General features: G+C 67.7%; 8 protein-coding genes and 1 tRNA gene. 5 read left to right on the top strand and 4 right to left on the bottom strand.

Features of this window, described 5'->3' with window-relative positions:
• The 4 genes from ADX84_RS18260 to ADX84_RS18275 all read left to right on the top strand — a co-directional run.
• The coding region (locus ADX84_RS18260) for a hypothetical protein (protein WP_369801108.1) at positions 1 to 292 on the top strand (292 nt) is incomplete at its 5' end.
• A 70-nt stretch (positions 293 to 362) separates the two neighbouring features.
• Positions 363 to 1,013: an oligoribonuclease gene (gene orn, locus ADX84_RS18265; protein ID WP_049576348.1), complete on the top strand. Its 651-nt coding sequence runs from the start codon at positions 363 to 365 to the stop codon at positions 1,011 to 1,013.
• 67 nt (positions 1,014 to 1,080) lie between these two features.
• Positions 1,081 to 1,156 (top strand) — tRNA-His (locus tag ADX84_RS18270).
• A gap of 1,190 nt (positions 1,157 to 2,346) precedes the next feature.
• A complete protein-coding gene (locus tag ADX84_RS18275; protein WP_049576351.1) occupies positions 2,347 to 5,382 on the top strand; it encodes an AAA domain-containing protein in 3,036 nt (1,011 codons plus the stop codon).
• A gap of 314 nt (positions 5,383 to 5,696) precedes the next feature.
• Here ADX84_RS18275 and drmC read toward each other — a convergent pair whose 3' ends face one another.
• From drmC to drmA, 3 genes are read right to left on the bottom strand one after another with little or no spacing between them, the layout of a single operon-like run.
• On the bottom strand, positions 5,697 to 6,515 hold the full coding sequence (drmC, locus tag ADX84_RS18280) for a DISARM system phospholipase D-like protein DrmC (protein WP_049576354.1): 819 nt from the start codon (positions 6,513 to 6,515) through the stop codon (positions 5,697 to 5,699).
• A complete protein-coding gene (gene drmB / locus ADX84_RS18285; RefSeq protein ID WP_049576359.1) occupies positions 6,512 to 8,359 on the bottom strand; it encodes a DUF1998 domain-containing protein in 1,848 nt (615 codons plus the stop codon). Before drmB ends, drmC begins: the two co-directional genes overlap by 4 nt.
• Entirely contained in the window at positions 8,356 to 11,913 is a 3,558-nt protein-coding gene (drmA, locus tag ADX84_RS18290; RefSeq protein ID WP_049576362.1) for a DISARM system helicase DrmA, read from the bottom strand. Before drmA ends, drmB begins: the two co-directional genes overlap by 4 nt.
• Before the next feature lie 67 nt (positions 11,914 to 11,980).
• On the opposite strand from drmA, the gene ADX84_RS18295 reads away from it, so the two are divergent.
• Positions 11,981 to 12,640 (top strand): hypothetical protein, encoded by a 660-nt coding sequence (locus ADX84_RS18295; RefSeq protein WP_049576365.1) that lies wholly within the window; start codon positions 11,981 to 11,983, stop codon positions 12,638 to 12,640.
• Between the two features lie 89 nt (positions 12,641 to 12,729).
• On the opposite strand, the gene ADX84_RS18300 is transcribed toward ADX84_RS18295, so the two are convergent.
• Complete coding sequence (locus tag ADX84_RS18300; protein WP_049576368.1) at positions 12,730 to 13,362, bottom strand: hypothetical protein; 633 nt, start codon at positions 13,360 to 13,362, stop codon at positions 12,730 to 12,732.
• Between the last annotated feature and the right edge of the window lie 9 nt (positions 13,363 to 13,371).

Raw genomic sequence — 13,371 nt, forward strand, 5'->3', positions numbered from 1 at the left:
CCCCATGCCCGGTCACGGCGGCCCGCCTCACGGCGGCGCCCCGTGGGGCCCACCGCCCCCCGGTGGTCCGCACGGCAACCCGTACGGCGGTCCGTACGGTGCGCCTCCTCCCCCGCCCAAGCCCCCCAGGAAGAAGGGCGGCTGTGGCTGCGGTTGCTTCTTCTTCATCCTCATCACCCTGATCGTGTTGGTGATGCTCTACCTCCAGTTCTGGGACGTGTGGGACTGGATGTACGACATCTTCGACGTGGGTCTGCCCCAGGGCGGATCCGACCCGTTCGTCTGGGACTGACGTCCGACGGGGGCGGTGGGCCAGTGGCCCACCGCCCCCGTCCGCGTCCACAACCCCTAAGCTGACCGGTATGAATGACAGTTTGGTGTGGATCGACTGCGAGATGACCGGCCTCGACTTCGAGAACGACGCGCTGATCGAGGTGGCCTGTCTGATCACCGACGGTGAGCTGAACATCCTCGACGAGGGTGTGGACGTCGTGATCAAGCCCCCGCAGGAGGCCCTGGACCGGATGGGCGACTTCGTCCGGAACATGCACACCACGTCGGGGCTCCTCGACGAGCTGGACAAGGGTGTGACCCTCCAGGAGGCGGAGGACCGCGTGCTGGAGCACATCCGCCAGTACGTCACCGAGCCCCGCAAGGCCCCCCTGTGCGGCAACTCGATCGCCACCGACCGCACGTTCATCGCCCGGGACATGCGCCGGATCGACGACTTCCTGCACTACCGGATGGTGGACGTCTCCTCCATCAAGGAGCTCCTGCGCCGCTGGTACCCCCGCGTGTACTACGCGAGCCCGGAGAAGAACGGCGGCCACCGCGCCCTCGCCGACATCACCGAGAGCATCCGCGAGCTGCGGTACTTCCGCGCGGCGGCCTTCGTCCCGGAGCCCGGCCCGAACTCGGCCACGGCCCGCGCCATCGCCGCCGAGGTCGTCGCCGACGGCACCGGCCTGAAGGCACGTGACGCGGCTCTCCAGGACCCCAAGCCGGGAAACTGATCGAAGCACTCCCCGGAGTCCGCTAAGCTTTCATACGTACGCAGGGCCGAGAGGCCAGGCGCACGTGGTGGGTGTAGCTCAGCCGGTAGAGCACTTGGTTGTGGTCCAAGAAGTCGCGGGTTCAAGTCCCGTCACTCACCCCAGAGGCTCAAGCCCCTGACCAGCGGAAACGCAAAGTGGTCAGGGGCTTTTGCGTTGCCGGGGGTGCACCAGAGGGTGCACGGGACCCACAACACGGGCCGGTGAGTGTGCACCACCCCTCCTGTGCCTGCGGCCTTGCGCAACCGCACCTGAACCAGGACGCGGGCATTGCCAACAACCCTCTGGCTGCGCATCTTTGGTTTCCTCATCACACCGCTCGGGTTTACTCAGGCGAGCCCCCTTCGCGTCCCGCCGTTACCTCGACCCGAGTGATCCGGGGAAGCTGTCGTCTCAAGGGCCTGTTCCTACTGTTCACGGACGCCTTCCCAAGTGACAGCCGTCTTGCATGCTTGGCCAGGTGTTTGTAGCAGATAAGGATGCAGGCGATGCCGAGCATGGACAGGAAGGTGGAGGCCTTGCACTCCCAGCGCACGTTCAGCCTGCGGTACGAGCCCAGCCAGCCAGGCGATCGCGATGGATCTTCGGCGACCACAGGCCAGCCTGGGTCCAGGTCTGGAACCAGCGGTGCGCGGTGGCCCGGGAGATGCCGAACAAACCGTCAGCTCTTTCCCAGGAACAGCTGATACCTAAACGAGCAGCACGGTGGTCAACACCGAGCGTTGGTCGACGCGGGGACTGTCGGCCTTGGGTAGCACATCACTCTCAGCACGTGATCATGCCAGGTCCAGGGCCATCTCGCAGGGCTTCTGAGATGAGCTCTGAGGCGATCACCAGGAACAATGCCTTGCCAATGTGCTGGGTGGAGGCGTGCTCACCGTCCCGAACCGCCCTTGCTGCCGCACCGGCGATCGCACGCTTGCGCGAACTCGAGGTATGCAAGGAGCGCCATTGGTGTGTACCCGAAGGATGCATTCCCCAGTCGGATGTGGAGCAACGCGAAACAGCCGGGTGCCGACCTCCCGCAACCTGCGAGTTCACGCATACTCGCAGTTCAGCCCATCCACCACCAGCACTCAAATCCCGCCTGTCACCCCAGAGTCGCGCGCTTTTGATACCCGGAATCAAGCCCTTCCTCCCGTTTCCAGCCTCGGCCACCGGATTCCCGCACTTCATCAGCATCCCTGTCGACTGCCTGCACCCACCCCCTGCAGAACGTCACTACTCTGAGGCATACTCCTGAACGTCGGTCCCCCAGTGGTTTCCCCTGTGCTGACGACGCCGAAAGGGCCCAGTGACTTCCCCGAGCACACTCCCCGAGCCCGCTGACCACTTCCTCACCGCCCTCTCCCACGAGATCACGGCTCAGCTGGCCGATGACGCAAAGACCAAGGAGAAGGTTTCCCTCAAGGACGGCGAACACGTCCGGGTCGGAGATGGTGAGCACCCCCACGAGTACTTGTTCTCCTGCACCCGTTGGAAGGAGGCCTTCGACTCTGACCAGCTCTTGATGCGGCCCTCGCGTTCCAGCGGCCCCTGGCAGTACGCCGCGGCCACGGCTCACCCTGACGGGAAGATCCTCGTCACCACGGATGCCGATCTCGGTGACCGACCAGGAAACGTCCAGCTCCGGGAGGACGAGACCCGGTCGCTGAGCGCCCTCGCCGACCGAATCCGTGACTGCGGCCAGAATCCCGGCCCCGTGAACACGACCACCGCCTCCTGGGTCCTCGGGGAAGGAGATCCGACAGTCGGAATCCTGTCCGCCCCGCACCGGTACATCAGCGGGTACCGGGACATGACGCTCAACAAGGGCCAGCGCCGCGCCGTGGAACAGGCCCTGGGCAGCGGAGTCACCTTCGTCTGGGGCCCGCCCGGCACCGGCAAGACCGAGGTGGTCTCCCTCACCGTCGAGGGCGCCCACCGCCTCGGCGAACGGATCCTGTTCCTGGCCCCCACCCGTGTGGCCGTCGACCAGGCGCTGGAGCGGGTCTGCGAACGGTTGGAAGGTGAGGAGGGCTTCGACACCGGTCTGGTGCAGCGGGCCGGAGAGATCGAGGTGGCCTCGCTACGCGAGCGGTTCGGTTCGGTAATCGATCCGGAGATGATCGCCGGACGACTGGGCGCGGACCTGGCCGCCCGGGCCGAGGAACTGGAGGAGATCCTCGAGGTCGCCGCCGCCCAAAGCGAGGCCCACGAACGCCTCGCCCGGGCCGAGGAGGAACTGGGCAGCGGAGAGGACCTCGCTGAGGAGATCACCCGCGAGATCTCCCTCCGCCGAACCCAGGTGGCCCGCGTCCAGCAAGAGCTTGTCCAGGTGGCCGCGAGTGTCGAGGCGATCGGCACCCCCTCGGGGATATTCGCCAAACGCAAGGCCGAGCGGCTGGCTCAGCTCGTCGCGGAGCGCAACCGCCTGCGTGACGCTCTGACCGACTCCGAGCAGCGGATCGGCGCCGCCACCGATCGTTTGAAAGTCGTCAGAACGGCGATCACCGGATGCCTCCGGGAACGGGACACCGCGTTCGAGGCCACCGTCGGACTATCCTCCGCAGAGGAGGTGGAGGAGCTGATCGACCGGGCCGAGCCCGAGCTGACCAAGGTCCGCGAGGAGCTCGACGGGCTGTTGGACGCAGTCCGTTCACGGTGCCGGGTCATGGGCACGACGCTGTCCAAGGCGCTGCAGAGCCGCCGCCTCATGGACGGGGTGGACACCGTGGTCATCGACGAGGCGGGCATGGTCGACCTGCCCTCCGCCTGGTGCGCCGCCGGGCTGGCCGGCAAGCGCGTTGTCGTCGCCGGGGACTTCCGGCAGCTGCCCGCCATCACCCAGGCCTCGGGTTCCAGGAAGCTCCGGCCCGAGGAGCGGGAACACGCCCGGCGGTGGATGGACAGGGACGTCTTTCACGCTGCGGGGCTGGTCTCCCGCTCCGGCCGGGTGAACAACGACCCCCGCCTGGTCGCGCTGGGCACCCAGTACCGGATGCGCCCCGACATCTGCTCCGTAGTCAACCGGGTCGCCTACCGCGACGCCCCGCTGACCACCGGACGCTCAGACGACTCCCGGCTTCCGCACTCACCGCTATTGGAGCGGCCGGTGGTCCTGGTGGACACCTCCGGCAGCCGGGTCCGGATCGACGGTAGGGGGCGGCACAAGTCCAACCAGGTGCACGAGGCCGTCATCCACGAACTGGTCCGCGGACTGCAGTACGACGGGGTCCTGCCCGGCCGCAAGCACGACGCCCCAGGCTCCCTCGCCGAGCGGATGGCGGTCATCGCCCCCTACCGCGACCAGGTCAAGCACCTGAGCAGCAGCCTGAAGTACCGCTTCGGCGAGGACTACGAAGGGCTCGCCGACACCGTGCACCGGTTCCAGGGCAGTCAGCGCCCCCTGGTCATCGTGGACACCGTGGCCGGGGCCGGGGACAAGCCGGGCTTCTTCTACAGCGGCACGGGGATGTCCTCCTCCACCGCACGACTGCTCAACGTGGCACTGAGCCGAGCCCAGGACCACTTGGTGGTGGTCGCCGACGTCGAGCACCTGCGCGAGCATCTCCAGCCGGGCAGCGAAACCGTGATCATGCTCGACACCTTGGAGAGGATCGCCCAGCGGATCCCGGCCGAGGAACTCGTCCCCGTCCGCACCGCGAGCGACCTAGTCGGCCTCAGCGAGGCGGAACTGAGCCGACCCGCCTTCTTTCCCGCCGACGAGGTGGCCAAGGCACTGGAATGGGACCTGGCCCGCACCATCGGGAGCATCGAGATCTACTGCGCCTTCCTCAACAGGAAGCCAGTCGAACGCTGGCTCAAACACCTGATCCCCCGCATCGCCCAGGGGGTGCGGGTCACCGTCTTCACCCGCCCGGTCAGCGACCACCAGGACCAGAACGCCGAACGGCACCAGGTGCAGATCCAGCGCCTCCAGAAAGAGGGCTGCGAGGTACGCACCCGCGAGCGGATGCACGAGAAGGTCGTGGTCCTGGACGACACGGTGCTCTGGCACGGTTCCCTGAACCTGCTCTCAAGCAGCGGGCCGACCGACCTCATGATGCGCCTGACCGACCCGGCCGCCTGCGAACGCGTCCGCCGCATCGTGGACCAGGCCCGCCGCGATCAGCCCCTGCAGCATTACTCCCCGCCCCGAAACGACCAATCGGCCCCCGCCGACTCCCCCAGCATCGGTGAGGTGGTGGATGGCTGCCTGTACCTCAACGTTCCCTACAGGGAGAAGGACGTAGCCAAGCGCGAGGTCAAGGCGAGATGGGACAAGAACGCCCGCCTGTGGTGGGTACGCCCGGACACCCCGAGGGAGAAACTCACCCGCTGGCTGTGAATCCACCTCGCCCGCGCCCCTAGACGGGCGCGGGCGGGACGGGAACCGGGCAAAGGTCATCCCGCGTGGTCGGCACCGGCCTGAAGATCGAGACGGCCCGCTCATGGGAAGAGGACGGCGGCCTGAAGCCGGTAGCCGAGTTCTCCCGGTTCCCTGATCACGTGCAAGGAAACCCCGATTCCAGGAGGGCAGGGCCTTCGAACAGTTCCGCAACGGCCGTCTCCGCGATGGACAACTCCCGCTCCGCCGAATCCTGGTTGGACTTCGTCGTCGTGGCATCGACCGAACGGGCTCCGCACGGCCCCGTCACCCACTCAGACGCGTTCCAGGGGGCCTTCTGGCCCCATGAGGAACCGGAAATGCCCCACCAGCCTCTTGACCTGGAACGGGTCGCGGACCAGAACACCCACCTCGATGTTGTGCCGCAGGGCGTGCCCGGTGAGGTTGGCGCTTCCCACCAAGGCTTTGTTGGTGTCAGCGGCGATCAGCTTCGCGTGCAACGAGGCCTTCCCTTCTGCGCCACGATGCTCCTCGGGCCAACGCCAGAGCCGGACCTGCGGCTGTTCACTGAAGTGCTTCTGGAAGGTTCCCAGGGCCCCGGTCTTCTCCTCGAGGACCACGTCCACAACTACGCCGCGCTCCGCGGCAGCGCTCAGCTCACCAACGGCCCCAGAGGAGGGGTGATGGGCGTAGCCCACCACCAGTAGGCGTTCGCACGCCCCGCGTAGAACCTCTTCCAGAACTGCGGCGGTCATCCGGGCCGGAGTGTCGCGACCGGGACCAGAACCGGAGCCGGTGCGGGCGACCGGTCCACTCGCCACCAGTGTGGACCGTTCCTGTTCGGTCCGGTCGGCCACGGCGGCGGCGGACAGCAGGGCCAGCCCTAAGGCCTCCCCGCTCAGGTGGGGGCGTTGGCGCCACAGACGGGCCAGGGCCGACGCGCGTGGCGCCATGCCCGCGACCGGGTGGGCGTCGAGCAGCACGGCCTCCGCTCGGCCGGGGCCCTTGGCGCCCTCCAAAGCGCGCGCCCAGCTCTGAACCACCGGCAGTGGCAACCGCCCGGCCAGCCGACCCAGGTCCCGCGACCATCTCTCCCGGTCCGCGTCACCCGCCGCGCTCAGCCCGGTACTCACCCGAAGTACCCGAGGTCGTCGTGGGCCATGGTGTCCACCAGGAGGGTCCGGTCCAGGTAGTGGTTGTTACGCACACAGGAGGTCTCGGAGGCGAACAAGCACACGTGGCACGCGGCTCCGTACAGACGGGCGTGGTCCTTCGGGTCATGCTCGGAGCAGAGGGGGTCCGAACTGCACAGGCGCGCCGCGTCCAGGGCCTGCTCGATCAGGCCGCCGAGGCGTTCGGGTTTCTCACCCAGGGAGACTAGACCGCCAAGGGTGCCCTCGCTGTCGGGGGCCGCAGTGTAGAGAAGGATCCCCGCCATCGGGTCGGTTCCCCCGCGCGCATAGACGCGCTCCGCGATCCCCGAGGCACCGTACCCGGCTTCGAGGGCGAACTCCCGGATGAGGCAGTGTGCCAGGGAGTGCAGCAGCACGTACCGCATGCCCGGCCACTCGCCCGGCTGGAGCCTGCGGTTGGCGCGCCAGGCGTCGTGTCCGGCACGCAGACTCCTCTCCCTCTCCTGCACCGCAGGCGATCCTTCCCAGGCCACCAAGGGTTCCTCCCGGAACTGGAGGAAGATCCCCTCGCCTCGTTGTTCGGCGCACGGTACCCAGGTGGGCGGCTCAGCGGAGAGCGCGGCCACCCGAGAGGCCTCGGTGGAGACCACGTCGAACTCGGGAGCGTCGATGCGGGTGAACCCGTACAGTGCGCTCACCTCACGCAGACGGGGCACCAGCACCACGCGTTCCAGGTATCGCTCGGTCCCCCGGGGCCTAGCAACTCTCTGGGTGGTGAAATCAGGCATGTTCACCTGATCGGGTCGGGTGAAGGCCTCCCACTCCGGCCGCTCCACGTCGACCTCCTCCGTATCCACCGCTTTGGGCTGTTGGCCGACAGACGCGAGTTGACGCTGCATCTCGTCCCATACGGCGTCGAACCCGTACGGTTCCAGATCGGGCCAGAAGGTCAGGCTGATGGTGACGGGCCTGGCCACATCCTTGGGCAGGGCGGCCAACGTAGCCAAGGCGGGCCAGTTCTTGGCAACCTCGTCTTCTGGAGCTGTCTCGCCCTCGGGCAGGCTGAACACGCGGATCTGGGTCGGGAACCAGCCGTTGGTGGCCCCGAGAGACATGGTGCGGGTGCGCAACCCGCAACCGTCGAAGGCCCCCAGGTGGGGGTGGCGGCCCCGGCAGCCGGGGAGGTTCTTGGCCGCGTTCTCCTCGCCGTACGCGTCGGACATGGGACGCCGCTGTCCGCATCCGCACACGGCGAAAACGTTGGCCGCCTCGCCCGAGGTGCCGCGCTCGGTCAATCTGAGCGAGTGCTCACCCACTGTCGGTTCCTCCCCCTTGTGAACGAAGTACATCCACGGGAAGTCGTCCAGGTGCCCCTCCTGGCAGGCGAGCACGAACCTGGCGGGCACGGCGGAGGGCCGTTTGCGGCCCTGGGCGTGGCAGCTGTGCACGTAGCGCACCTTGTCGGGGCGGTAGACGTCTGAGAGGAGCTCGAACAGCCCCGAGTCCGCCGAGGCCAGGACCCGGCACCGTGTGCACCGCAGCCACCGGGGAAAGGCCGCCACGGGGACCCCGATCCGCGCCCACTCATCGAAGGGGTTGGAGAGGTTGGGCGGCGTGTAGGGCGGTGTCCGAAGCTCGGCGACCTGCTTGCCGAGCTTGCGCTGGACCGCGTCGAGCAGCCGGTTCTCGCGCAGAACCGTGGAGTGCGCCTGGTTCCACTCCTGGAGCCCGCGCACGATCACCGACAGGTTGGGAAGGTCCACGACCGCTCCGATCCCGAAGGTGTGCAGCAGTTGGCTGGTGCGGAGCTCGCCCACCCGCTGGGTCTGGGACTGAGTGTTCATTCCTGGTCCTGTCCTTCGTCAGCGGGAGGGGTGAACGGGTGGCGAGCCGCATCCCCCAGGGTGTCTCCGGGGTCCAGGACGAGCCGGATGCCGGGTTCCACTTCGCGCAGAGAGTTGGGCGCGGTGGTGAGACGCCACCTGCCCTCCTCCGGTTTGTTGAGCAGCCCCACGGTGTTGGTCGAGTTCTTTGGAGGCCGGTAGGCGAGGCTGACCCCGTCCGTGGTCTGACGGCTGCGCCGCTCGTGCCAGAGGTCCATCCGCTGGTCGACCTGTTCCGCTACCCTGCGAGCCTGCGACGCACTGCCCGTGACCAGGCCCGCCCGACGCTTGATCTCGGCCGCCACGTGGTCGGCGGTCTGCCCGGTGCGGTCGAACCGGCCCGCCCCGTGGTTGGGGTTGAGGACGCCGTCGTAGTTGCGGGCCATCGCCACCAGCAGTCCGGTCAGACCGCGGTCGATGGCGCGTGCGGCGAACGGGGTCACCGAGAGGGCTTCGACGTGCCGGTACATGGAGGAGTGGAAGTTCTCGAACCGCTCGTAGTGGGAGAGATCCCTGGGGCGGGCCCAGTTGTAGACAGTGAAGACGATGCCGGGGTGGCGCCGGCCCACCCGGCTAGTGGCCTGGATGTACTCGGCGGTGGACTTGGGCTGTCCGCCGACGACCATCGCACCAAGACGGGGCACGTCCACACCCACGGCGATCATGTTCGTGGCCAACAGCACGTCCAACGGTTTGGAGCCCCTTCCACCGGCCCCGGTGAAGGTCTTCCCGAGGTGTTCGAGGATTTGCGGGATGTCGTCCGAACCCAGCCGGGAGGTGAGCTCCTCCACCCACGGGCGGCCGCGTTGGGCCAGACCGCGCTCGTCGGCCCGCCACAGGCGGGTGGCGACGTCGTCCTCAACCATCCGGCGCATCCCGCCGAGGTCGCGCAGGCTGTTGAAGTAGCCGACCAGGGTCATGTAGGGGTCGGTGGCCTCGTTGGCGCCGTACCTGTCATGGAGTTTCTGGGCGGCGGCCATCACGGCGACGTACACGCGGATCTGGGTGGACTTCACCCGCACCCCGTGCGCGCAGATGCCGACGTAGCGGCGCCCGTCGACCTCGTCGGTGGGGCGTTGGCGCGAGAAGAAGGTGTCCCCGGCGTCCAGGCCCTGCGGCGGGAAGATCCGGGTCCGCCTGCCGCCGAAGAGCATGGCGATCTGACGGTTGGCGCGACGGACCGTGGCGGTGGAGGCGATGACCTTGGGCCGGACCTTGTGGTTGGTGCCCGTCCTCGGGTCGGTGTGGTCCCACCTGGCGAGCAGGTCGACGGCAGTCTCGTACAGACCCACCAGGGACCCCAGAGGGCCGGTGATCAGGTGCAGTTCGTCCTGGACGATGAGGTCCGGCGGACGCACCGAGGCGGAGGGCACCACCTGAGCGGCAGGGAGATGGGCGCCCTTGTTGTCAGGTTTGTGAAAGTTGGCGTCACCACACGCCCGTCCATTCATCTCCCCGGCGAGGAAGCCGTGCCTCTGGCAGTAGCGCTGTGCACGCCCGAACAGGGTCTGCGCCTCCCCCTTCCAGGTGAGCTGCGCGAACTTGTCGACGGTGGCGATGACCAGAGAGGGAACCAGGCGGTAGATCTCCTCGTCGACGACCACCACGGGAAGCCCCTCGCCGTCGCTCTCGAAGGTGCTGAAGGCGCACTCGAACTCGGGGCAGAGCACGCGGGTGCGACGCTCCGCGGTGTTGACCTCGATGTCCTGCCCCGGGTTGAGGGCGTGTCCGCACCAGGGGCAGGACATCAGCTGGTGCGGGGAGCCGTGTCCGCCCCCGCCCCTGCCGGTGCGCTTGACCCTGACCCATTCCTTGGCGTCCTCGAAGAAGTTGGGGCTGACCTTACCGCCCACCCAAAGGCCGAGACGGAAGGGGACGGCTCCCCACCGGTTCGAGTCCTGTCTGCGCTCGACCTCGCAGGCACAGATGAGCGCGGCGGCCCGCTGGAACTGCTGGATGGTGAGCAGGCGCAGCGTGTACCGCATCAGCACGGCCACACCAGTGTCGGTGCGGGGCACCGCCTTAGGGGCCTGGAGGCGGCGGATACCCATGGTGTAGGCGGTCAGGCCGAGGTAGGCCTCGGTCTTGCCGCCACCGGTGGGGAACCAGAGCAGGTCCGCAGTGAGTTCCCCTTCGTCTCCGTGGCCGGAGCGCTCCGGGTGCGCCGGATCGGTCACCGACGGCAGGTTGAGCAGGAGAAAGGCCAGCTGGAAGGGGCGCCAGCTGCGGTTCCTGGGCTCGTCGACGGCGGCCACGCGCTCGTCGAGCGCGATCCGGACGTCGCCGCCCGCCGCGAGGGAGTGGACGCGTTGGCGGTGCATGGCCCGGTTAGCGAACCGGAAGGCCGCGAGGGCGTCGGGGTCTCGGTCCAACAGCTCGATGGCGGCGGTGATGCGGTCGGCCGCACGGGAGGCCTCGTGCAGGTTGCCGCGTGCATCCTCACGGAAGTCGGTGCCGTCGTGCACCAGGAGGGCGTCCGGGTCCTCCACCCGTTCCCGTTGGCGATCGATCCAGGCCCGGTATCCGTTCACGAGGGGGTTGAGCGCCTCCCGGATGCCGGGTGCCGTGCCGTCCTCCCTGCCCAGGACCGCCATGTCCACGACCAGATCGGCGAGCTCGGGCAGGTCCTCGTCCTTGTCCGCACTGGGGACGTCGGTGTGCGGGAGCTCGTAGCCGGGGACCGCGGACGTGCCCACCCGTACGGCTCGCTGTGGGTCGACAGCGGTCTCGACGGTGACGGCGGTGCTGTGCCCGACGGCGAACTCCGCGTGGAACCGGTGGGTCATGGCCAGGTTGCGGTGTTCCTCGCGGTCCTTCTTGTCTCCGCCGGAGAAGCTCTCGGGGCGAGGGACGAAGACCGGCGTGCGCCCGTCCGTGGCGGTGACGGCGAGTTCGGCCTGGAAGAGCCACTTGCTCTGGGAGCTCTCCTTGCCCTGCTGGCCGTTGACGAGGAAGAGGGTGACCAGGCGTCGGCCGTCGTAGGAACGCACCCGTCCGCGCAGGACGACGGCGGGCCGCTCAGGGTCGAGTTCGACCTGTTCGAGCGCCGCGTCCTCCTCGGGGAGGCCGATCCGGACCTCCGCGCTGTAGGGGTGGCGCCGGTACACGTGCCCCTCCCCCTCCGGGTTGGGCTCGCTGAGGTAGACCGCCCAGGCCGTGTGGACGAGGAGTTCGGTGGTGCCGGGTTCCACACACACGGTGAAACCGTGCGCGTTGCAGAACATGCTGGGAACGGAGGGCGCCTCGGGTTCGGCGTCACCGCTGTCGGCGTCCGCGATGCTGACGGAGTCGTGCACCCCGGACTCGGCGAGGCGGTCCTGGTCGTCGGGGTCGACGAGGGCTCCGTTGGGAGCGAGTCTGCCGAGGATGTAGCGGTCGGTGACGCGTTCGGAGGCGGGGAACTGCTCGTGTTCGTCACCACCGGCCGGCCCGTAGAGGTCGCCTACGACCAGTTCTTCCAGCTCGGCCCGGATCTCACGTGGTTTCGGGGGTGTGAGGACCCTGTCATCGCCCATGCCCCAAGGCTAGAGGGCGGTGGGGACAGAGTGTCCTGCGGCGGTTCGACCATGCCAGGATCGCCCCGTGGACTATGACAAACGTGTGTATTCATGGAAGCACCTCTGGAACCAGAGAATCCGCCAGGATCCCCACTCGCGGCATTCCGAGGACTACCGTCCCTATGACGGCGAACTGGAAGCCCGAGGGGTCGGCCCCCTGTACGAGATACGTGGCCTGATTGTCGCCCAGGCTGCCCAGATCGAGGACCTCCTCGGCCACATCGTGGTCGAACGCCAGTCTCGCGCCCGAGTTTGTGAGCACTCTCCGGATCCACGCGAGGCTCGGTCCATCGACGACGTGCTCGAGCAAGCGTCAGCGACGTTCTGCGAACTCGGTCTGTGTGCCCGGCTCAGCCACGAGCTGGCCATGGTCACCTGGGCTCTGGAAGTCCGGAACGCTCTGTTGAGCACGGTCATCAGCTTCGGGTTCTCGGACAGTGGACCCGCAGGCGCGGAACACGTGATCAACATGGACATGACCATTCAGGGCAGAACCCCGTTGAAGTACTCCCTGCCTCCCGGGAGCGAGGAGGATGACTGGTCGCAACCGAATCTCGATCAACCGAACCAGGTCGAGTACGCACGGACTCTCCAGAGCATGCGCGATGCCCTGGAGGCGGCGGTGGACCTCTGGGTGGCCTTCGACGAAGCCCTTCCAGAGACCCCGGTGAGGCGCCTGCTCTGATCTGACGGTGCGGGGCGGGCGGGTTGAGTCCCCCTACGTGCTGCTGGCTCAGCGAGGTCACAAGCATCCGCGCAGATCCAGTAGGCCCGTCATCCGCGGAGATGCTCCCGTCCGCACAGCTCGACGTCCCGCCAGAACCGCTTCCAGGAACTGTTGGTTCCTTGGGGCGAGCCCAGGTGACCGCCTTCGACGACGGCCCGGAAGACGGCGGGTGCGTCGGACTCGGTGTACTTCCGCCCCTTGGTACCCGAGACTTCACGCATGAGGATCCGCTTCGGATCGGGAACACGACCGGTGTCCTTGCCCATGTGCTTGGCGGGGAGCTTCCACGCCTTCACGACCTTGGGCAGCACTGCGGGGAAGAGGAGCATCCACGCTTCCATCTCAGCGACCGCCAGGACGTAGTGCCCGTGGCCGAGCTGTCGATGGATCTCCTGTTCCACACGCTGGTGGACTTCCAGATAGGCCGGACCATCAACGCTGTCGAAGTCCTCGTGCACGTAGAGGCAGGCGACCCGGGTCCCCGGCCCCTGCTTCTCGGCAACACCCTCTGCTTTGTTGAGGATCGAACGTACCCGCTTGGTGAGATTCACGCCCGTTGCCTTGTGGAGGCGAACGGTGTCGCCGATCTGCACGATTCTTCCGCGCAGGTCCGGCTGCTCCTTCTCCAGAAGGATCTTCAGACTCTCCCGATCGTTGCGGTCCTCACCGGCGATGACCACAACGGGGCT

Source organism: Nocardiopsis sp. SBT366, from assembly GCF_001083815.1.
GTDB lineage: Bacteria > Actinomycetota > Actinomycetes > Streptosporangiales > Streptosporangiaceae > Nocardiopsis > Nocardiopsis prasina.

Bases quoted from the DNA above. Each gene is read 5' to 3' on its own strand.
- orn (WP_049576348.1), top strand. From the start codon at position 363: ATGAATGACAGTTTGGTGTGGATCGACTGCGAGATGACCGGCCTCGAC.
- drmB (WP_049576359.1), bottom strand. From the start codon at position 8,359: ATGAACACTCAGTCCCAGACCCAGCGGGTGGGCGAGCTCCGCACCAGC.
- drmA (WP_049576362.1), bottom strand. From the start codon at position 11,913: ATGGGCGATGACAGGGTCCTCACACCCCCGAAACCACGTGAGATCCGG.